This is a genomic window from Pantoea sp. CS_6, assembly GCF_041954745.1.
Taxonomy (GTDB): domain Bacteria; phylum Pseudomonadota; class Gammaproteobacteria; order Enterobacterales; family Enterobacteriaceae; genus Pantoea; species Pantoea stewartii.
In genome coordinates this window covers 76,577-96,016 of record NZ_JAVAYG010000006.1, presented here as the reverse complement: position 1 = coordinate 96,016, position 19,440 = coordinate 76,577, and the positions used below count along the sequence as shown (strand labels likewise).

Here is a 19,440-nt window from a genome sequence, read left to right as displayed (position 1 = left end):
AATAATTACATAAGCAAATAGTCTGCGTCAGTCTGAACAAAAACGGGCAGAACAGAGGACCAAAAACAGGCGCAAAAGTGAAAGAAAGCGGGCGTCGGTTAAACCGGTTTCCCCCGGCAAAGGGGGGGAAGAAACGGGGCGAAACGGCGGGGTGGAAAAGACGTCTCAGGGCAGGAATATCAAGGCAGCTCTGGCGGTTGCCACTCTTCGACTTCAATCAGGACCAGCAGCGCGGCGTCGCCACCAAACATTTTGGGTGCCTGATGAAACGCCATTACCCAGGGATGCTGGGCCAGCCACAGCGGCGTTTGTTGCTTTAAAATATGTTTACCATGTCCGGTCATCACGCTGGCACAAAAAAGGTGTTCGCGACGGCAGGCGGCAATCAACGCGCCCAGTTCCTGTTTAGCCTGCATTTGTGTGAGTCCATGCAGATCGAGAAAAATTTCTGGCGTGTAATCGCCCCGACGCAGCTTTTTCAGCTCGAAATGGCTTACGTCCGCACGGACATAGCGCGTCGCCCCTTCTGTGGACAGCAGCGGCTGGAACTCATCGGAAAAATAATGGCTGTTGTCCGCTTGCTCAGACAGCAGGCGTTTAACCGGCACGTCGCGGGTTTTGACCACCGGCTTATGCACGATAGTATCTTGTTTCAGTTCTCGCGTGCCGGTCATTAACTGACGGAACAGCGCTTGATCATCCTGGCTCAGGGTCGGTTTTTTACGCATGGGTCGTGAATCATGTATGAGGTGGCTGATTAACAGCAGAAGCCATTACCTTACCGTTTACTGTCATTAATTGTCAGCTTTTTCACCTTGCTGCGCTGAATTCTGCTCGGCTTCGTGGCAAACTATCGGCCGATTTAGTTAAAGGCCTGCGGAGGGCTATGTGGACAAAATTTTCGTCGATGAGGCAGTGAACGAACTGCACACCATTCAGGATATGCTGCGCTGGTCGGTCAGCCGCTTTACCGCGGCTGGCATCTGGTACGGACACGGCACAGATAATCCCTGGGACGAAGCCGTCCAGCTGGTTCTGCCCACGCTTTGGTTACCGCTTGATATTCCGGAAGACATGCGCAATGCCCGCCTGACCGCCAGTGAACGTCATCGCATTGTCGAACGCGTCATTCGTCGCGTTAACGAACGCATCCCGGTTGCCTATCTGACTAATAAAGCCTGGTTCTGCGGCCATGAATTCTATGTCGATGAACGCGTTCTGGTTCCCCGTTCGCCGATTGGGGAGCTGATTGAAAACCGTTTTGCCGGCTTAATTCCTGAAAAGCCGCGTCATATTCTGGACATGTGCACCGGAAGCGGCTGTATTGCCATCGCCTGTGCTTACGCCTTCCCGGACGCCGAAGTTGACGCGGTGGATATCTCCCACGATGCGCTGGCAGTGGCGGAACAAAATATCGAAGAGCATGGTTTGATCCACCATGTCACGCCGATTCGCGCCGATCTGTTCCGCGAATTGCCGCCTGTGCAATACGATCTGATCGTGACCAATCCGCCCTATGTGGATGCCGAAGATATGGACGATCTGCCGGGCGAATATCACCATGAGCCTGAGCTGGGTCTGGCGGCCGGAAGCGATGGCCTGAAGCTGGTCCGCCGTATTCTGGCCTGTGCGCCGGGTTACCTGAGCGAAAACGGCGTGCTGATTTGCGAAGTCGGCAACAGTATGGTGCACATGATGGAGCAGTATCCCGATGTGCCTTTCACCTGGCTGGAGTTTAACAACGGTGGTGACGGTGTCTTTATGCTCACCCGTCAGCAAATCGTTGATGCACAGCACCATTTCTCATTCTATAAAGACTAAAAAGAGGGGCGAGCGTTCGCCCGCCAAACCGTAACAAGGAATCTCAATGGCCGGAAACAGCATCGGACAGTTCTTTCGCGTCACCACCTTTGGCGAATCTCACGGCATTGCTCTGGGATGTATTGTTGATGGCGTGCCGCCCGGCATTCCGTTGACCGAAGCCGATATCCAGCACGATCTGGACCGCCGCCGTCCGGGCACTTCGCGTTATACGACGCAGCGCCGTGAACCGGATCAGGTCAAAATTCTGTCAGGTGTGTTTGAAGGTGTCACCACAGGGACCTCGATTGGCTTGCTGATTGAGAACACCGATCAACGTTCGCAGGATTACGGCGCCATTAAAGATCTGTTCCGACCCGGCCATGCGGATTACACCTACGAACAAAAATACGGTACGCGCGACTATCGCGGCGGTGGCCGTTCATCGGCACGTGAGACGGCGATGCGCGTGGCGGCGGGCGCCATCGCCAAAAAATACCTGCACATGCAGCACGGGATCGTGGTGCGGGGCTATCTGGCGCAGATCGGCGACGTGGCCTGTGAACTTAAAGACTGGACCATCGTTGAAGAGAATCCGTTCTTCTGCCCGGACGCCGATAAGCTTGAGGCGCTGGATGAACTGATGCGCGCGCTGAAAAAAGAGGGCGATTCTGTCGGTGCCAAAGTCACGGTCATGGCGGAAAATGTTCCGCCGGGCCTGGGCGAACCGGTCTTTGATCGCCTGGATGCGGATCTCGCGCATGCGCTGATGAGCATTAACGCCGTGAAGGGCGTTGAAATTGGCGACGGCTTTGCCGTGGTGAATCAGCGCGGCAGTCAGCATCGCGATGAAATTCGGGCTAACGGTTTTCAGAGTAACCACGCAGGCGGCATTCTCGGCGGTATCAGCAGCGGTCAGACCATCAGCGCCAATCTGGCGATGAAGCCGACCTCCAGCATTACCGTGCCAGGCAAAACCATCACCCGTGACGGGGAAGAAGTGGAGATGATCACGAAAGGCCGTCACGATCCCTGCGTGGGCATTCGTGCGGTGCCGATTGCCGAAGCCATGATGGCAATTGTGCTGATGGACCATCTGCTGCGCCAGCGTGCGCAGTGTGGCGATGTCAACTCCACCGTGCCACGTTGGTAACCTGATGAAAGTGATGCTGATGCTCAGCGCGCTGTTACTCAGCGCGGCAAGCCTGGCGGCGACGCCATGGCAGCGTATTCAGCACCCTGTCGCGGGTGCACCGAATGCGATTGGCGGCTTTGCCAACGGCTGTATTGTCGGCGCGCAGACTCTGCCGCTTAACTCACCGGATTATCAGGTCATGCGTCAGGATCAGCGCCGCTATTTCGGTCATCCCGACCTGATTCTGTTTATCCAGCGCCTGGCCATGCAGGCGCACAATCTGCAACTGGGCAACGTGCTGATTGGCGATATGGGCATGGCTGCCGGCGGACGCTTCAGCAGCGGCCATGCCAGCCACCAGACCGGACTCGACGTGGATATCTGGCTACAACTGCCGAAAACCCGCTGGAGCGCACAGCAGTTACTGAAACCTCAGCCGCTGGATCTGGTGGCCGCCGATGGCAGGAACGTCGTTGCGCGTCACTGGCAGCCTGAAATCGCCAGTCTGATTAAACTGGCGGCGAAAGATGAAGATGTCACGCGCATCTTCGTCAATCCGGCGATTAAAAAGCAGCTTTGCGCGGATGCGGGTACAGATCGAAGCTGGTTACATAAAGTACGGCCCTGGTTCGCGCACCGCGCCCATATGCACGTCCGTTTGCGCTGTCCACAGGGCAGCCCGGATTGTGAGGAGCAGGCTCCCCCGCCTCCCGGGGATGGCTGCGGGGCAGAGTTGCAGAGCTGGTTCCTGCCAAAGCAGCCGGGTTCTGCGCCTGTGAAGCGTGAACCCCCGCCGCTGCCGCCTGCCTGTCAGGCGCTGCTGGATAAACATTTACTGTAAGGGTTCCCATGGAGTGGTTCATTGCCAGCCCGCTGGCGGTTGTCCTGCTATTTTTTATTGCGCTACTGGCTGGATTTATTGATTCGATTGCGGGCGGCGGTGGCCTGCTCACGCTTCCTTCTCTTCTGGCGGCCGGGCTGTCGCCGGCGCAGGCGCTGGCGACCAACAAACTCCAGTCGGTCGGCGGCTCTTTCTCTGCCAGCCTGTATTTTGTACGGCGGGGAGCCATTACGTTGCGTGAGCAACGGCTGAATATCGCCATGACCTTTCTGGGCGCGGTGGGCGGCGCGGTGCTGATTCAGCATCTTCAGGCCGATTTCCTGCGGCAAATCCTGCCGCTGCTGCTGATCGCTATCGGTATGTGGTTTTTGTTAATGCCGCGCATTGGCGAGGAAGACCGGGTGCATCGTCTCAGGGGGCTGCCTTTTGCCCTTATCGGCGGTGGCTGTATCGGTTTTTATGATGGTTTTTTTGGCCCGGGAGCTGGCTCGTTTTATGCGCTGGGCTTTGTGACGCTGTGTGGCTTTAACCTGGCGAAAGCGACTGCGCATGCCAAACTGCTTAACTTCACCTCAAATTTTGGCAGCCTGCTGTTCTTTATCTTTGGCGGGAAAGTGGTGTGGGGCACCGGCCTGATCATGATGCTGGGCGCGGTCTGTGGCGCACGACTGGGCGCAAGGCTGGTTCTGGCGCGTGGGCAAAAGCTGATTCGTCCGATGGTGGTGATCGTTTCGGCGGTCATGAGCATGAAATTGCTCTGGGACAGCCACGGCAGTGAGGTTCTGGCCTGGCTGGCGGCGCTGAATCTGTAATACTTTACGTGAATATTGAATGACAACACATGACTACCCGCAGCTCATTACGCTGTTTGACCGCTGCTTTAGCGAAGACTTTCAGACCCGTCTAATTAAAGGCGATGATGAACCGATTTATCTTCCTGCAGACAGCGAATCACCATGGAACCGGGTGGTGTTCGCCCATGGTTTTTACGCGAGTGCGCTGCATGAAATTTCGCACTGGTGCATTGCCGGTGAAGCCCGGCGCAAGTTAGTCGATTTTGGCTACTGGTATTGCCCGGACGGGCGGGATGCGCAAACGCAAAGCCAGTTTGAATCGGTTGAGGTGAAGCCGCAGGCCCTGGAGTGGATGTTTTGCGTTGCCGCAGGCTTTCCCTTCAATGTCAGTTGTGACAATCTCGATGGCGATTGTGAGCCCGATCGCATTGCTTTTCAGCGTAAAGTTCATGCCCAGGTCATGAGCTACCTGGCGTCGGGCATTCCTGCCCGTCCCGCACGCTTTATTTCAGCCCTGGCTGAATTTTATGGCAGGCCTTCTCTGACCGCATCACAGTTTCCATGGCCGGAAGATGTGTAATGCAGAAGGGATTATTTAACAGAGGAATTGAGATGATCGCAGAATTTGAAGCGCGTATTCTGGCCCTGATTGACGATATGGTTGAGCACGCCAGTGACGATGAGCTGTTTGCCAGCGGTTATCTGCGTGGCCATTTAACCCTGGCAGTCGCGGAAGTGGAGCAACTGGATGACCACACGCCGCAGGCGCTGCAGATTCAGGTCACCCGCAGCCTGCAAAATGCCATTGCCGCCGGAGAGTTATCGCCACGGGATCAGGCGCTGGTCATTGGCATGTGGGATAATCTGTTTTTACAGGCGCGTCAGCAGACTGCCTGAGTGAGCAGGGCGGCATGCCGCCCTGGTGCTATTTCCCCGCTTTTTTGCCCTTCAGCAGCTTTCTGACCCAGTAACGATTAGGATTCAGCGCCGCCAGCGTGCTGGCATCCAGCGGCTGAGGTTCGCCGCTCAGCTGTGCCGCCAGGACTTCTGCCGCCAGCGGTGCGCTGCACAGCCCGCGCGAGCCAAGTGCGCCGAACAGATAAAGGCCGGGAAAGTACGGCGCCGCTGGGATCGCCGCTCCGCGGGCATTCTGCTGCGCCAGATCGGCATAAAGCGCAAGCGTCGCTGCGTAATCCGGCACACAGCCCACCATCGGTAAGTGATCCCGCGCGGCACAACGTACGCCGCTGCGCGCTGCGTTCTGACTGACATCCACCGCATTAACCCAGTCGCTGTGCGGCAGGCAATGCTGCAGGCGGCGGTGATTCTCCTGCTGATCCGCTTCACGAAAGGCGGTGGAGGTCTCGCCCCGGTGATAGCTGGCCCCGATACAGTGCGTCGCAAACTGGGGACTGGCGGGCGTGAGATAGCCATCGTAGCAGAGCACCGTCCTGAGCGCCGACAGCGCAGGCGATACGGGAACATGGCTGACCTGACCGGCCACCGGATACACGGGCAGCGCGTCGGTCTGGGGCAGGTCGGTGAGGTGATGGCCGTTCGCCAACACCACGGCAGCGTGATGCACATCGGGCTGCTCGCTAAAGGTTAACGTCCAGCCCTGCGCATTCTGACTGAGCGCGGTGACGCGATGCAGCCAGTGTACACGCAATCCCAGTTGCTCGCCCCTGGACAGCAGGGAAGAGGTCAGTTCGGCCGGGGCTAACCAGCCGCCCATCGGGTAATAGATGCCGCCGCAGTGCAGCGCAACCTTCGCCAGCGCCTCGGCTTCCTGTTGCGTCACGCCATGGGCAATTTCTTCAGGTAATCCCATCGCCAGCATCTGTTCAATCTTGCTGGCACTTTTATCGTCCCAGCCGAGCTGCAGGACGCCGCTCCAGTCGTGTTCGAACGGCAGATCCAGCGCGTCATACAGGCGACGGGCAAACGTGAAGGCGGCGGGGAAAAAGGTGGCAAGCGCCGGATCGTGCTGATTAAGCAAAGGGTATAGTGCGCCCTGACGATTGCTGGATGCGCCCAGCGCGGGGGCTTCGTCGGCGCAATACAGCGTAACGCGCCAGCCGCGGCGCAGTAAAGCCAGGGCCAGCGTCGCACTGGCGATACCGCCGCCCACCAGAGCGACCTCTTTTTCAGACGGCGCAGGCCGGGCATACCAGGGTTGGCGCGGGTACTGTGCTGGTGCCTGTTCAAGCGAGCCGCACAGCATTTCCCGTTTTGGACCAAATCCTTTACGGCGCGTGACCGCAAAGCCCGCTTCCTGCAAGCCACGACGTACGAAACCGGCGGCCGTAAAGGTGGCAAATGTGCCCCCTGGCCGGGCCAGCGCCGCCATCGACTGAAACAGTTCCGGCGTCCACATATCGGGATTTTTCGACGGCGCAAAGCCATCTAAAAACCACGCGTCGACCTGACGATGCAGACTGTCATCAAAATTATTAATTAGCGCATTAATATCGCCTAACCACAGATCCAGCGTGATGCGGCCGGCATCGAATAACAGCCGCTGGCAGCCGGGCAGGGCCAATGGCCACTGACGCTGGAGTTGGTCGGCCCAGGGCGCAAGTTCAGGCCAGTGCTGATGGGCCGCCATCAGATCGGCCTGGGTCAACGGAAATTTTTCAAAGCTGATGAAATGCAGTCGCTTCAGCGCCGCATCGGGATGATGACGCTGGAACTGGTCAAACGCCTGCCAGAGCGTAAGAAAGTTAAGGCCAGTGCCGAAGCCGCTCTCGGCCACAATCAGCAGGTCGCGTGGATGGTGGTGAAATCGTTGGGGGAAATCATTGCCACCCAGAAACACGTAGCGCGTCTCTTCCAGACCATTGTCGTTGGAAAAGTAGACGTCGCCGAAGGCTCGGGAAACAGGTGTACCCTGTTCATTCCAGCTCAGTTGGGCATGTTCAACCGGAGACAGTTTCACAGTAAAGGCTCATTTTTCAGGGAATGGCAGGAGTTTATCGGCCGGGGGAAGATGACGCAAATTTACAAAGGAATTGGCTGATCGGACTTGTTCGGCGTACAAGTGTAAGCTAGAGTGCTCGTCAAATAACAGAAGTGTTGAGGAAGATTGAATGAAACGTGCTGTGATTACTGGCTTAGGGATCGTTTCCAGTATTGGTAATAACCAGCAAGAGGTGCTGGCATCTCTGCGTGAAGGCCGCTCAGGCATCACTTTTTCCCAGGAGATGAAAGATTCCGGCATGCGTAGTCACGTCTGGGGTAACGTTAAACTCGATACCACCGGCCTCATTGATCGCAAAATTGTGCGGTTCATGAGTGATGCGTCCATCTATGCTTACCTGTCAATGGAAGAAGCTATCAAAGATTCTGGCCTGAGCAACGAAGCCTACCAGAACAACCCTCGCGTAGGTTTGATTGCAGGTTCCGGCGGCGGTTCTCCACGTTTTCAGGTTTTTGGCGCGGATGCGATGCGCAGCCCACGCGGCCTGAAAGCCGTTGGCCCTTATGTGGTGACCAAGGCGATGGCATCCGGTGTTTCTGCCTGCCTGGCCACACCGTTTAAAATCCACGGCGTAAACTACTCTATCAGTTCAGCCTGTGCGACCTCTGCACACTGTATTGGTAACGCGGTTGAGCAGATTCAACTGGGCAAGCAGGATATCGTTTTTGCCGGCGGCGGCGAAGAGCTGTGCTGGGAAATGGCCTGTGAGTTCGATGCGATGGGCGCCCTGTCGACCCGTTACAACGACACGCCAGAAAAAGCGTCACGTACCTATGACAACGAGCGCGACGGCTTCGTTATCGCAGGCGGCGGCGGTATGGTCGTGGTGGAAGAGCTGGAACATGCGCTGGCTCGTGGCGCGCACATCTATGCTGAAATCGTGGGCTACGGTGCCACCTCTGATGGTGCTGATATGGTCGCACCGTCAGGTGAAGGCGCTGTACGCTGCATGAAGATGGCGATGCAGGGCGTGGACACGCCAATCGACTATCTGAACAGCCATGGTACCTCTACGCCAGTGGGCGATGTCAAAGAGCTGGGTGCTATTCGTGAAGTGTTTGGCGAAAACACACCGTACATCTCTGCGACCAAAGCCATGACCGGCCACTCCTTAGGAGCGGCGGGTGTGCAGGAAGCGATTTACTCACTGCTGATGCTGGAGCACGGCTTTATCGCCCCAAGCATTAACATCAGCTCGCTGGACGCCGCGGCAGAAGGCATGAACATCGTGACAGAGCCGACGGAAAAAGCCCTTACCACCGTGATGTCTAACAGCTTTGGTTTCGGCGGCACCAACGCCACCCTGACCATGCGTAAATACCAGGCATAAGTGTGGCGAAGCGTCATGTTGCGCGCAGCATGACGCACACACATCCAAAAGGTCGGCGATTGCCGGCCTTGTTTGTTTCGGTCCATTAGTCACGTTGACGGGATGCGCTGCGTGACAGCAGCCTGACCAGACTGTCACATCCCGCCACAATTTCATCCGGCGTGAGCGCCGCAAAACCTAATAGCCAGCCTTGCCGGTTTGTTTTTTCGCTATACAGCGGGCTGAGCCGGGGTAACAGTAAGCCCGCGTTTGCCGCCTGTACGGTCAAAGCGCCTTCATCCCCCTGTAACAGGTTAACAGCCAGTTGCAGTCCGCCCGGACAGGGAAAGGGGGTGAGCCACGGCGTCAGACGCTGTTCAATCTGTTCCAGTAAGCGATCGCGACGGCTCTGGTAAAGCTGACGCATGAGGCGCAGATGACTGGCGAAGTGCCCCTGCTGCATAAACGCGGCGGTCACCGCCTGGGGAAGCAGGGCGCTGTGACCATCCAGAATGCTGCGTACGCGACCCGAGGGTTCCACCAGCGCCTCGGGCACGACCATCCATGCCAGGCGCAGGGACGGGAACAGGGATTTTGAAAACGTGCCTAAGGTTATCACCCGCTGATCCCTGTCGAGTGCGTGCAGCGCGGGAGCGGGGCGCTCATCATAGTGAAACTCACTGTCATAATCGTCTTCGATGAGCCAGCTACCGTTGCGGCGTGCCCAGTCGAGCCAGGCGAGACGACGTGGCAGACTCAAGGCAACACCTGTCGGATACTGATGGGAGGGCGTCAGGTACATCAGCTTTGCCGCGCCAGGCTGAGGGACGGCGCCCTGGCCATCCACACTTATTCCGCTCACGCGGGCACCCGCAGCCAGAAAGGCGTTGCGTGCGCCCGCATAACCCGGCTCCTCCATCCACACGTTATCGCCAGGGTCGACCAGCATCAGCGCCAGTAGCTGAAGGGCCTGCTGCGAGCTGGTCAGAATCACGACCTGCTCAGGCTGGCAGTGAATGCCGCGCGACAACGCAAGGTAATCAGCCAGCGCGTGGCGCAGTGGCATATAGCCTGACGGATCGCCATAGCCCATCACGCTCTGGCCTTCGCTGTGCTGGATACGTGCGGTTAACCGCCGCCAGACCGCATGAGGAAACGCCCGCAACTCCGGAGAACCCGCTGCAAACGCACAGGGAAACGGCGCGTCCTGGCAGCCGCCTGTCGCCAGGACCTGCTGGCCGCGTCGTGACAACCGGGCCATGCGGCTGGCGCGAATGCGGGGAGCTTTGTCAGGGAGAGTGATGGCAACAAAACTGCCCCGGCCTGTTTCCCGCCGCAGATAACCCTCGCTTTCGAGCTGGGCGTAAGCCGCTTCCACCGTCACGCGTGACAGCGTTAAATCCGTGGCCAGCTGACGTGTAGAGGGCAGTTTCTGTCCGGCCTGAAGGTGCGCGGTTTCTATCCACTGACGCAGCGTGGCGCACAGGCGGTCACGCAGACCGCCCGTGGTCTGATGATGAAACAGTTGCAGAAGCGGTGACGACATAATGGTCTTATCAACAGGTTCAGATGGGTCTTAGTCAGGCATCCACTTTGCCGTACACTGCCGTCATCACACAACAGGAGAAATGCCGATGTCATCCGTTTTACGTTTCCCTCCCGCCTCACCGTCGCAAAGCGTGGCGTATCTGCAGGCTAAACTGGCGTATTACACCGATGCCTGGGATCTGGCTGAGGATCTTTCCCGTCAGGTTCAGGGGATTGTGGTCGTGGATGCGCGCCAGGCAGAGGCATATCGCGGCGGTCATATCTGTGGCGCGATCTCTTTCCCACACCGGGAAATGAACGAAGCCAGCACGGCCCGCCTGGATCGCAATAAAGTGTACGTCACCTACTGCGATGGGATTGGCTGCAATGGCTCAACCAAAGCGGCGCATCAGTTAGCCTTGTTGGGCTTTCAGGTGAAAGAGCTGACTGGGGGGCTGGATTTCTGGAAGCGGGATGGTCACCCCATGGCATGGGGCGATGAGGCGGGCGAATGGCCGCAGACAACGGCTGCGGCATCCTGTGGTTGCTGACTTACAGCACCAGCCAGAGCAGAAAGGCCAGTACGATCAGCCCGACGACCGCGGCCAGTAAGGGGCGCTCAGCCAGCGGTTTCAGCGCGGGCGGCAGCGAGGCGGAAATCGGTGCCCAGATGGGGTGCGGATTCAACTCACTGTCGGCCAGCGCCTGCTCATGGGCTCGCTCTGCGCGCCGTGAAAACAGGAAGTTAAGCAGGTCCTGCGTCTGGGTCGGCGTCAACACCGTCTGCGGGGTAGCCTGGAACCGTTGCTGGCTGTAATCCTCCAGCATCTGCTGCTCACGCTTGTCCAGAGGATGTTTCAGTGAGCTTTCAATCAGCTGCAGCGTTGGCGCGCTGTGCTGGCTCAGCGTCTGACGCACCTGGAGATACTGAGTCAGTAACGGGTAATGGCGTGAAGGAATCGGATCGCCACTGGTCAGGTTCACCAGCTTCAGCGCCGCCGTCCAGATTTTGCCGCTGGATTCGCCAGTGGCGGCCGCCAGGCGGACGATCTGCTGATTCAGCGCCTGGTGTTCGGCGGGCAGCAGAGAGCGATCGCTGGTGCGACTCTGTTGCGGCTGGGGGATTGCCATCTGACCATTTTGCAGCATGGTTAACACCTGACGCAGCTGGTCCTGCGTCAGGGCACTCAGCACCGTCTGACCAAACTGCTGACGGATAAAATCACTGACAGCCTGACGATTGTTTCCTTTCGGCAGCAATTCGGTCAGTTGCGTCATCAGCTGACGTGTGGCATGGCCATTTTGCACCTGCGCCAGGCGGGCGTTGAGAAACTGCTCGGCAGCCGGGAAGTGGCGCGACTGCAGTTCCGCTTCACTCTTCACACCCACTTCATGGCGCAGCCCAGCCCAGAGCTCCGGCGCTTTTAACGTGCTGAGGGACATGATGCGCACAATCAAACGCTCAAGCGTCGTACGCTGGGCAGGCGACAGCGGTTGTTCACCGGCAACGCTGCCCGGACGTGAAGTGTCAGTTTGGGGATTAACAGATGAACGATCGCCGACCGGCACACCGGGGCCGCTGACAGGTTGCATGGCGGATTCCTTGGAAAACAGACTAGCGTGGGGTGCGCCGGAAACAGAATACGCTATGATAACAAAAGCCCCTTGGAAATCCACGGGGCTGATGTGTTTCAACCAAAGATTTACTTACTGATGCGCAGGCGTGGCTTTACGGCGCAGACGTTTCCATACAAACGGAACAATCAATACCGCCACGGCCAGGATCAGCAGCACTTTGGCAATCGGGCTCTCCCACAAAATCGCCATTTCACCATTGCTGATAGACAGCGCACGGCGCAGGTTCTGCTCCAGCATTTCGCCCAACACGAAACCTAAGATCAGCGGTGACATCGGAAAGTCCATTTTTCGCAGGATATAGCCAAAAACACCAAGCCCGACCATCAACAGCAGGTCAAAGGTGGTGCTGTGTACGGCGTAAACGCCAACCGCAGAAATGGCGGCAATGGCCGGTACCAGAAACCACAGCGGAATGGTCAGCATACGCGCGAACACGTTGATCATCGGGATGTTCATAATCAGCAGCATCACGTTGCCAATTAACAGCGCCGCAATGAGCCCCCAGACGATATCCGGCTGTTCGGTAAACATCGCCGGACCGGGCGTGATGTTATATAGCGTCAACGCGCCGACCATCACCGCGGTGGTGCCAGAGCCCGGAATGCCCAGCGTCAGCATCGGAATAAACGATCCGCACGCCGAAGCGTTGTTGGCGGCTTCCGGCGCAGCAACACCACGAATATCGCCCTTACCAAACTGGTCGCTGCCGCTGATTTTTTTCTCTGTCATGTAGGCGATTGCGCTGGCGATGGTGGCACCGGCTCCGGGCAAGACACCGACAAAGAAACCAATAAACGATGATCGCAGCGTAGCCCCGGTCGACTGGGCGGCTTCTTTCATGTTGAACATCATGCGGCCACTGGCGCGCACCACCTTTTGTCCCGTATGGGTGGATTCCAGCATCAGCAAAATTTCGCTCACCGAGAACAGGCCAATGACCACCACGACAAACTGAATGCCGTCGGAGAGGTGAACGCTGTCAAAGGTAAAGCGATAAACGCCGGTGTTGGCATCCACGCCGACGGTCGCCATGCTTAAGCCAATCAGGGCGGACAGAAATGACTTGAGCGGATTCTGGCTCATCATGCTGCCCAGGCAGGCAATGGCAAACACCATCAGCGCAAAATACTCCGCCGGGCCAAACGCCAGCGACCAGCGCGCCAGCAGCGGGGCGAACAGGATGATGCCGATAATCGCAATGGTGGAGCCGACAAACGAACTCACGGCAGAGACAGACAGCGCTACGCCCGCTTTTCCCTGCTGTGCCATGGGGTAGCCATCCAGCGCGGTCATAATCGCGCCAGCGTCGCCCGGCACATTGAGCAGTATCGACGAGATGCGTCCGCCGTATTCACAGCCCAGATACACCGTTGCCAGTAAAATCAGGGCAGACTCCGCAGGCAGGTGCAGCGCAAAGGCCAGCGGCATCAGAATGGCCACGCCGTTGATCGGACCCAGACCGGGCAGCAGGCCAACAATCGTTCCGATAAAGCAGCCAGTTAAGGCAATCAGCAGGTTTTGCGGTGTCATGGCAACGGCAAAACCCTGCATGAGAAAAGACCAGATATCCATTTTTCTCTCCTTAGCTCATCAGGCTGCCAGCCGGCAGGGTGACATCCAGCAGATGGTCAAAGGCGTAAAACAGCGCCCACCCCATAACCGCGCCGGACAGGACGGCGGCCCACCAGCGCGCGCCAAACAGCATGCCGATGCCGAAGGTCAGGAGCGCGGTGGATAACGGGAACCCCAGACGTTCAAACAGCCAGCCATACACGAACAGCATGACGGCCAGCGCCACCAGACGTTTCATCGTCTGCGGTGCGGGCCACTGGATAGCATCGGGCTTTCTCAGCAGCAGCATGACGGCACACAGCGCCATCAGGGTGAGCAGCGCCAACGGAAAAGGCCGCGGGCCGACGGGTTCATAACTGTATTCACTCTGGATTTGCCAGGCGACAACCAACCCTGCCAGACATAACACCAGCCACAGCGTGGCAAAAATACGATCGCTCATGATGCGCTCCGGTTACTTAGCCAGACCAAAGGATTTCGCCTGCTCACGGTAAGCGGCCACCTGATTCTTCACGTATTTATCCAGTTCTGCGCCAAAGAGATTGAACTCAAACAGGCCACGCAGTTCGCGCTGTTGCCTGAATTCGGGCGTTTGCACCATTTTTTCGAACGCGCTCTGCCACCACTGGTAATCCGCGTCGCTGACCTTCGGCCCCAGATAGAAGCCACGAATAATGGGCCATTCCACGTTAAACCCTTGCTCTTTCGCCGTCGGAATCGTGGCCAGCTGATCGGGCAGACGCTTGTCGGCCATCACCGCCAGGACGCGCAGTTTACCGCCTTGCAGGTGCGGCACCATTTCGCTGAGATCGCCCGACATCACCTGAATATGATTGCCCAATAACGCGGTGACGACTTCGCCCCCGCCTTCAAAGGCGACATAGCGCATTTTACGCGGATCGATACCGGCTTCTTTCGCCACCAGCGCGGTTTTCATCCAGTCCTGACTGCCGATGGAGGCACCCGCACCGACCACCACCTTGGTCGGATCTGCCTTCATGGCCGCCATTAATTCGCCCAGATTTTTCCACGGCGCGTCTTCCCGCACGGCGATCATGCCGTAATCTGTGCCGATGGCCGCTAACCACTTCACATCATCGACCGAGTAACGGCCAAATTTTCCCTGCGACAGATTCAGCAGTGAGCCGCCCGAAAAGGCGACCACGGTGCCTGCTTCAGCCGGGCGCTGAGCCACAATAGCGTTATAGGCCACAGCACCCACGCCGCCAGGCATGTAGGTAATGCGCATCGGTTTTTCGATCTGTTTGGTTTCCATTAGTGAAACCTGAATCAGCTTACAGGTCAGATCGAAACCGCCACCCGGTTTGGCGGGGGCAATGCATTCGGTCCTGTCGGGGGCAGCGGCATTACCTGGCGACGGCAACATGAGAGCCAACAGGGCAGAGGCGAGGGCGGTGTGGATTATTTTTTTCATCGTGCGCTCCATCTTTCTTTCAGAGTGTGATTACTACCGACAATTCGGCGTTATTGAATTGTTAAATCGGTAACCTTTCATTTACCTTTCAGCCATCAGGTTTAGTGAAAGGATGTGATATGCGTCTCTTACTGGTGGAAGACACGGCCGAGCTGGCGCGATGGTTACAGAAGGCGTTAACGCAAAAAGGGTTTGCTGTGGACTGGGTCGCGGACGGCGTTTCGGCGGATCACAGCCTGCAAAGTGAAGATTACGCGCTGGTTGTGCTGGATGTTTCCCTGCCGCGTCTGGACGGCATTGAGGTGTTAACCCGGTTACGTCGGCGTGGACAAAATGTTCCGGTGCTGCTGCTGACCGCACGCACGACGCTGGACGACCGCGTGCGCGGCCTGAATACCGGCGCGGATGACTATCTGACCAAACCCTTCGAACTGGATGAGCTGGATGCGCGCCTGCGTGCGTTGCTGCGTCGTGCGCAGGGACACTCGGCCCGGCACCAGACGCTGGGCCAGTTGGTGCTGAACGGCGAAGGCTACTTTTTGCTGGCAGAGAAACCGCTGGCGCTGACACCGCGTGAATCCAGCGTACTGACCACGCTGATGCAGCGTCGGGGCCGCCCGGTCTCGCGGCAGCATTTGTATGAACAAACCTTCACCCTGGCGGATGACGCCAGCCCGGAAAGCATCGAGCTGTATGTACACCGGGTACGCAAAAAGCTGGCGGGCAGTAACGTGGGCATTGTGACGCTGCGCGGACTGGGCTACAGCCTGGAAACCCTGGCATGCGACTGATCACCTCGCTACGGGGCGAGTTACTGGCCTGGCTGGGGCTGCCGCTTTCCCTGCTGTGGGTGCTTTCTGTTTACACGCACTATCAGAGCGGACTGGCGGCGGCGAATCAGGCCTACGATCGCTCTCTGCTGGCCTCTGCGCGCACAGTCGCTGAACGGCTGGTGGTGCGTAACCAACACCTGGAGGTCGACGTGCCCTGGGTGGTGCTCGACAGCTTTGAGCGCAACATGAATGATCGCCTGTTTTATCAGGTGATTTCGCCGCAGGGGAAAACGCTGTCCGGCTATGACGGGCTTCCCCCGATCCCCGTCACCAGCGCGATGTCAGAGACCTATCCCGCGCTGGTCCATTTCTATGACGGCTATTATCAAAAGCAGCGCATCCGGGTGGCGGCCTTGTGGCAGCCCGTCAGCGAGACGGGCGCGGAAGGTATGGCGCTGGTGCTGGTCGCGGAAACCATCCATTCCCGTGAGGCTTTCGCGAAAGGGCTGATGCGCACGGCTTTGCTCAGCCAGAGCGCGCTGGTGTTAATTGCCGTGTTGCTGGCAAGCCTGATGCTACGCCGGGTGTTGCGGCCTTTACGCCGTCTGTCCCGCATTGTGCTGCGTCGCGATGGTGCTGAACTGACGCCGCTGCCGTCCCTGCCGTGGTCGGAGCTACAGCCGCTTATCGTGGCATTTAACCGCTATCTGGAACGGCTGCGGGGATTGCTGGCGCGTCAGGATCGGTTCAGCGCCGACGCCGCTCATCAGCTTCGCACGCCGCTCACCATTCTGAAAACCCAGATCGGCACAGCGCTGGACAGCCATCAGCCCGAACAGTGGCGGGAAAGCCTGCAGAGCATGCGCTACACGCTGGATGACACCATCCTGCTTACCGACCGGCTGCTGCAACTGGCGCGTATCAAAGCCCGACACGGCGAAGATAAACCCATGGTGAAAGTGGATCTGGCGACGGTGGTGCGCGAGGCGTGCCTGAGCCGCTATGCGGCTGCGCGTGCGAAACAGATTGATCTTGGTTACGAAGGTGATGCGCACGGCGACGTCAAAGGCGATGCGCTGCTGCTGGGCGAGCTGTGCGCCAACCTGCTGGATAACGCTATTACCTATACGCCGGTGCAGGGTACGGTGACGGCGCGCCTGGAGAGCGGCAGATTATACATTGAGGATTCAGGGCCGGGCATTCGCCCGGAAGAGCAGCAAAGCGCTTTACGGCCATTTATCCGGCTGGATAACGCCGCGATGCAGACGGGAGCAGGTATCGGGCTGGCGCTGGTGCACGATATTTGCGCCTGGCATGGCGCAACCGTCACGCTGGATAGCAGCCCGTCACTCGGTGGGCTGCGTGTCACTATCCGGTTTAATGCGGATCGGCCTTAAGCGATTCCCGTCGCGTTAACGGCCTGCGCAGACGCTGTGCCAGCAGAACGCCCGCCAGCGTCAGACCGCCGCCAATCCAGTGATAGCTGTGCAGATGTTCATGCAAAAACAGCACCGCAATCAGGGCGGTAAAGAGCGGTGTCAGATTCATAAAAATACTGGTGATGCTGGCCCCCAACTTTTGTACGCCATGAATCCACAGCCAGGGGGCCAGAATGGAGGCGAACAGGCCGGCAAAGGCCACCAGGGGAAGATTCCGTGGCGTGAGCGAGACATCCGGTGTCATCAGAAAACCGGGCAGCAACAGCATCACGCCAGCGGCAATTTGCACATACAGACTCTGCCAGACGGGCAGGGGAATCGACCAGCGTTTTGTCATCACGCCGTAAAGCGCATAGCAGGCTGAGGCCGCCAGCATCAGAGCTTCGCCCGTACCGATGCCGTGATGCAGCAACTGGTCAGGATTGCCTTCACTGACCAGCCAGATTAAGCCACAGAAGGAGATCAGACTGCCGGCCAGAATCCCCACGGTCGGGGCAATCCGCAGAATAAGGACACTGAGCAGCACGGTGAGTAGCGGGATCAGCGCGGCGATAATGCCCATAAACAGGGCGCTCACGCTATGGGCGGCGTAATAGGCCAGACTCTGATACAGCGCCATGCCCAGCAGGCCCAGAATCATCAGTCGTCCCAGATGCGGCCGGATCGTCTGCCATTGCCGCAGCACGCCCGGCAGGACAAAAGGCGTCAGCACCAGCAACGCCAGCAGCCAGCGATAGAATGAAATTGCGGCAGGCTCAATGGCACCTGCCGATAATTTATTCACGATAGCGTTAACCGACCAAATCAACACCGCAAACAGCGGAAATAAAAAGACCATAACAAGGCTCCCGTCTCAGACCCGCGGCAGTGTACGCCTGTGATGCCCCTTTCTGCCAGCCTTACCCGCCCCTGCACTGCGTGGTTAGGCGAATGTCAGGCTTTTGTGCCAGAATAGCGCCCTTCAATACACAGACAGGAAAGCCGTGGTGAAAATTCTCGTCGATGAAAATATGCCGTATGCCCGTGAACTCTTTAGTCGTACGGGCGATGTGGTCGCCGTACCTGGCCGACCGCTTCCTGAAGCCGAACTGGCGGATGCCGATGGTCTGATGGTGCGTTCCGTCACCCAGGTCAACGCCGCGTTGTTGCAGGACAAACCCGTTAAGTTTGTCGGCACCGCCACGGCGGGCACGGATCATATTGACGAAGCGTGGCTGCAGCAGGCGGGCATCGCCTTCTCTGCGGCCCCCGGCTGTAACGCGATTGCGGTGGTTGAATATGTGTTTTCTGCCTTGCTGCTGCTGGCAGAGCGGGACGGTTTCCAGTTGCGCGATCGTACTGTCGGCATCGTGGGCGTGGGAAATGTGGGCGGACGTCTGCAGAAGCGGCTGGAAGCCTGGGGCGTGAAAACCCTGTTATGCGATCCCCCGCGTGCCGATCGGGGTGACGACGGCGAGTTTCTTTCGCTTGATGCGCTGGTGCAGCAGGCCGATATTCTGACCTTTCACACGCCGCTGTTTAAATCGGGCCCCTATAAAAGCTGGCATCTGGCCGATGCCGCGCTGCTGATGGCCCTGAAACCGAAGACGATTTTGATTAACGCCTGCCGTGGCCCGGTGGTCGACAATGCCGCACTGCTTGAGGTGCTGAACCTGCGTCACGATCTGAGCGTGGTGCTGGACGTCTGGGAACCGGAGCCGGATCTCTCCCTCGCGTTGCTGGATCGGGTTGATATTGCCACGGCGCACATTGCCGGTTACACCCTTGAGGGCAAGGCGCGCGGCACCACCCAGGTGTTCGAAGCCTGGTGCGACTTTATTGGTCAGCCGCAGCAGGTGCCCCTGAGCAGCCTGTTGCCTACGCCAGAGTTCAGCCAGATCAGCCTGAATGGGCCGCTCGATCAGTCAACGCTGAAACGTCTTGTGCATCTGGTGTATGATGTGCGCCGCGATGATGCGCCCCTGCGAAAAGTGGCGGCAAAACCGGGTGAATTTGACCGCCTGCGCAAGCAGTATGAAGAGCGTCGCGAGTGGTCATCATTGCAGGTGAACTGCGATGAGGCCGCGACCGCAGAAATGCTCACTCAGTTGGGCTTTAACGCCGTATTATCCTCCACCTGATTGTCAGCCTGCGTAAAACGCGGGTAGAGGTGCAGGGATAAATCTGAATCCCTGGGCGGTGACATCACCGCCTTCTG

General features: G+C 58.2%; 19 protein-coding genes. 11 read left to right on the top strand and 8 right to left on the bottom strand.

What is annotated here, in order from left to right; genetic code table 11:
• Positions 1 to 179 precede the first annotated feature (179 nt).
• Positions 180 to 728 (bottom strand): endonuclease SmrB, encoded by a 549-nt coding sequence (gene smrB / locus RAC90_RS10800; protein WP_039339724.1) that lies wholly within the window; start codon positions 726 to 728, stop codon positions 180 to 182.
• 160 nt (positions 729 to 888) lie between these two features.
• Here smrB and prmB point away from each other — a divergent pair, with 160 nt between their 5' ends.
• The 6 genes from prmB to RAC90_RS10770 are packed head-to-tail and all read left to right on the top strand — an operon-like array spanning position 889 to position 5,467.
• On the top strand, positions 889 to 1,821 hold the full coding sequence (gene prmB, locus RAC90_RS10795; protein WP_006120083.1) for a 50S ribosomal protein L3 N(5)-glutamine methyltransferase: 933 nt from the start codon (positions 889 to 891) through the stop codon (positions 1,819 to 1,821).
• 46 nt (positions 1,822 to 1,867) lie between these two features.
• Complete coding sequence (gene aroC / locus RAC90_RS10790; RefSeq protein WP_033740703.1) at positions 1,868 to 2,953, top strand: chorismate synthase; 1,086 nt, start codon at positions 1,868 to 1,870, stop codon at positions 2,951 to 2,953.
• 4 nt (positions 2,954 to 2,957) lie between these two features.
• The gene (gene mepA / locus RAC90_RS10785) at positions 2,958 to 3,776 is read left to right on the top strand and encodes a penicillin-insensitive murein endopeptidase (protein ID WP_375124367.1); all 819 of its coding nucleotides are present in this window, start codon (positions 2,958 to 2,960) and stop codon (positions 3,774 to 3,776) included.
• A gap of 8 nt (positions 3,777 to 3,784) precedes the next feature.
• Positions 3,785 to 4,588 (top strand): sulfite exporter TauE/SafE family protein, encoded by an 804-nt coding sequence (locus RAC90_RS10780; protein ID WP_006120080.1) that lies wholly within the window; start codon positions 3,785 to 3,787, stop codon positions 4,586 to 4,588.
• Between the two features lie 19 nt (positions 4,589 to 4,607).
• Positions 4,608 to 5,150: an elongation factor P hydroxylase gene (locus RAC90_RS10775; protein WP_039339723.1), complete on the top strand. Its 543-nt coding sequence runs from the start codon at positions 4,608 to 4,610 to the stop codon at positions 5,148 to 5,150.
• 32 nt (positions 5,151 to 5,182) lie between these two features.
• Complete coding sequence (locus RAC90_RS10770) at positions 5,183 to 5,467, top strand: YfcL family protein (protein ID WP_006120077.1); 285 nt, start codon at positions 5,183 to 5,185, stop codon at positions 5,465 to 5,467.
• Positions 5,468 to 5,495: 28 nt separating this feature from the next.
• Here the strand turns inward: RAC90_RS10770 and mnmC are convergent, their stop codons facing one another.
• Complete coding sequence (mnmC, locus tag RAC90_RS10765) at positions 5,496 to 7,508, bottom strand: bifunctional tRNA (5-methylaminomethyl-2-thiouridine)(34)-methyltransferase MnmD/FAD-dependent 5-carboxymethylaminomethyl-2-thiouridine(34) oxidoreductase MnmC (RefSeq protein WP_375124331.1); 2,013 nt, start codon at positions 7,506 to 7,508, stop codon at positions 5,496 to 5,498.
• Positions 7,509 to 7,659: 151 nt separating this feature from the next.
• On the opposite strand from mnmC, the gene fabB reads away from it, so the two are divergent.
• On the top strand, positions 7,660 to 8,880 hold the full coding sequence (gene fabB, locus RAC90_RS10760; RefSeq protein ID WP_324030254.1) for a beta-ketoacyl-ACP synthase I: 1,221 nt from the start codon (positions 7,660 to 7,662) through the stop codon (positions 8,878 to 8,880).
• Between the two features lie 85 nt (positions 8,881 to 8,965).
• On the opposite strand, the gene RAC90_RS10755 is transcribed toward fabB, so the two are convergent.
• Positions 8,966 to 10,405 carry a PLP-dependent aminotransferase family protein gene (locus RAC90_RS10755; RefSeq protein ID WP_054687422.1) on the bottom strand — a complete coding sequence of 480 codons (1,440 nt, stop codon included), beginning with the start codon at positions 10,403 to 10,405 and terminating at the stop codon, positions 8,966 to 8,968.
• Between the two features lie 88 nt (positions 10,406 to 10,493).
• Here RAC90_RS10755 and RAC90_RS10750 point away from each other — a divergent pair, with 88 nt between their 5' ends.
• Positions 10,494 to 10,937: a rhodanese-like domain-containing protein gene (locus RAC90_RS10750; protein WP_006120072.1), complete on the top strand. Its 444-nt coding sequence runs from the start codon at positions 10,494 to 10,496 to the stop codon at positions 10,935 to 10,937.
• Between the two features lies 1 nt (position 10,938).
• Here RAC90_RS10750 and flk read toward each other — a convergent pair whose 3' ends face one another.
• The 4 genes from flk to RAC90_RS10730 form a co-directional block, all read right to left on the bottom strand.
• Entirely contained in the window at positions 10,939 to 11,979 is a 1,041-nt protein-coding gene (gene flk, locus RAC90_RS10745; protein WP_033740689.1) for a flagella biosynthesis regulator Flk, read from the bottom strand.
• A gap of 114 nt (positions 11,980 to 12,093) precedes the next feature.
• Positions 12,094 to 13,596 carry a tripartite tricarboxylate transporter permease gene (locus tag RAC90_RS10740; RefSeq protein WP_033740688.1) on the bottom strand — a complete coding sequence of 501 codons (1,503 nt, stop codon included), beginning with the start codon at positions 13,594 to 13,596 and terminating at the stop codon, positions 12,094 to 12,096.
• Positions 13,597 to 13,606: 10 nt separating this feature from the next.
• Positions 13,607 to 14,038 (bottom strand): tripartite tricarboxylate transporter TctB family protein, encoded by a 432-nt coding sequence (locus RAC90_RS10735; RefSeq protein ID WP_033740687.1) that lies wholly within the window; start codon positions 14,036 to 14,038, stop codon positions 13,607 to 13,609.
• Positions 14,039 to 14,050: 12 nt separating this feature from the next.
• The gene (locus tag RAC90_RS10730; RefSeq protein ID WP_033740686.1) at positions 14,051 to 15,031 is read right to left on the bottom strand and encodes a tripartite tricarboxylate transporter substrate binding protein; all 981 of its coding nucleotides are present in this window, start codon (positions 15,029 to 15,031) and stop codon (positions 14,051 to 14,053) included.
• A 119-nt stretch (positions 15,032 to 15,150) separates the two neighbouring features.
• On the opposite strand from RAC90_RS10730, the gene tctD reads away from it, so the two are divergent.
• Both tctD and RAC90_RS10720 read left to right on the top strand, forming a co-directional pair.
• Entirely contained in the window at positions 15,151 to 15,822 is a 672-nt protein-coding gene (tctD, locus tag RAC90_RS10725; protein WP_033740685.1) for a transcriptional regulator TctD, read from the top strand.
• Positions 15,813 to 17,201 (top strand): sensor histidine kinase, encoded by a 1,389-nt coding sequence (locus tag RAC90_RS10720; RefSeq protein WP_033740683.1) that lies wholly within the window; start codon positions 15,813 to 15,815, stop codon positions 17,199 to 17,201. The genes tctD and RAC90_RS10720 overlap by 10 nt, the downstream gene beginning before the upstream one ends.
• On the opposite strand, the gene RAC90_RS10715 is transcribed toward RAC90_RS10720, so the two are convergent.
• Positions 17,182 to 18,081, bottom strand: a complete 900-nt coding sequence (locus RAC90_RS10715; protein ID WP_033740681.1) for a DMT family transporter — start codon at positions 18,079 to 18,081, stop codon at positions 17,182 to 17,184. The genes RAC90_RS10720 and RAC90_RS10715 overlap by 20 nt on opposite strands.
• A gap of 148 nt (positions 18,082 to 18,229) precedes the next feature.
• Between RAC90_RS10715 and pdxB the strand changes: the two genes are divergently transcribed.
• Positions 18,230 to 19,363 carry a 4-phosphoerythronate dehydrogenase PdxB gene (gene pdxB, locus RAC90_RS10710; protein WP_164482328.1) on the top strand — a complete coding sequence of 378 codons (1,134 nt, stop codon included), beginning with the start codon at positions 18,230 to 18,232 and terminating at the stop codon, positions 19,361 to 19,363.
• Positions 19,364 to 19,440: the final 77 nt, after the last annotated feature.

What these genes read in the sequence shown, in the direction of transcription:
- smrB (WP_039339724.1), bottom strand. Translation starts at nt 728, where the DNA reads ATGCGTAAAAAACCGACCCTGAGCCAGGATGATCAAGCGCTGTTCCGT.
- aroC (WP_033740703.1), top strand. Translation starts at nt 1,868, where the DNA reads ATGGCCGGAAACAGCATCGGACAGTTCTTTCGCGTCACCACCTTTGGC.
- mepA (WP_375124367.1), top strand. Translation starts at nt 2,958, where the DNA reads ATGAAAGTGATGCTGATGCTCAGCGCGCTGTTACTCAGCGCGGCAAGC.
- RAC90_RS10780 (WP_006120080.1), top strand. Translation starts at nt 3,785, where the DNA reads ATGGAGTGGTTCATTGCCAGCCCGCTGGCGGTTGTCCTGCTATTTTTT.
- RAC90_RS10775 (WP_039339723.1), top strand. Translation starts at nt 4,608, where the DNA reads ATGACAACACATGACTACCCGCAGCTCATTACGCTGTTTGACCGCTGC.
- RAC90_RS10770 (WP_006120077.1), top strand. Translation starts at nt 5,183, where the DNA reads ATGATCGCAGAATTTGAAGCGCGTATTCTGGCCCTGATTGACGATATG.
- fabB (WP_324030254.1), top strand. Translation starts at nt 7,660, where the DNA reads ATGAAACGTGCTGTGATTACTGGCTTAGGGATCGTTTCCAGTATTGGT.
- RAC90_RS10755 (WP_054687422.1), bottom strand. Translation starts at nt 10,405, where the DNA reads ATGTCGTCACCGCTTCTGCAACTGTTTCATCATCAGACCACGGGCGGT.
- RAC90_RS10750 (WP_006120072.1), top strand. Translation starts at nt 10,494, where the DNA reads ATGTCATCCGTTTTACGTTTCCCTCCCGCCTCACCGTCGCAAAGCGTG.
- flk (WP_033740689.1), bottom strand. Translation starts at nt 11,979, where the DNA reads ATGCAACCTGTCAGCGGCCCCGGTGTGCCGGTCGGCGATCGTTCATCT.
- RAC90_RS10740 (WP_033740688.1), bottom strand. Translation starts at nt 13,596, where the DNA reads ATGGATATCTGGTCTTTTCTCATGCAGGGTTTTGCCGTTGCCATGACA.
- RAC90_RS10735 (WP_033740687.1), bottom strand. Translation starts at nt 14,038, where the DNA reads ATGAGCGATCGTATTTTTGCCACGCTGTGGCTGGTGTTATGTCTGGCA.
- RAC90_RS10730 (WP_033740686.1), bottom strand. Translation starts at nt 15,031, where the DNA reads ATGAAAAAAATAATCCACACCGCCCTCGCCTCTGCCCTGTTGGCTCTC.
- tctD (WP_033740685.1), top strand. Translation starts at nt 15,151, where the DNA reads ATGCGTCTCTTACTGGTGGAAGACACGGCCGAGCTGGCGCGATGGTTA.
- RAC90_RS10720 (WP_033740683.1), top strand. Translation starts at nt 15,813, where the DNA reads ATGCGACTGATCACCTCGCTACGGGGCGAGTTACTGGCCTGGCTGGGG.
- RAC90_RS10715 (WP_033740681.1), bottom strand. Translation starts at nt 18,081, where the DNA reads ATGGTCTTTTTATTTCCGCTGTTTGCGGTGTTGATTTGGTCGGTTAAC.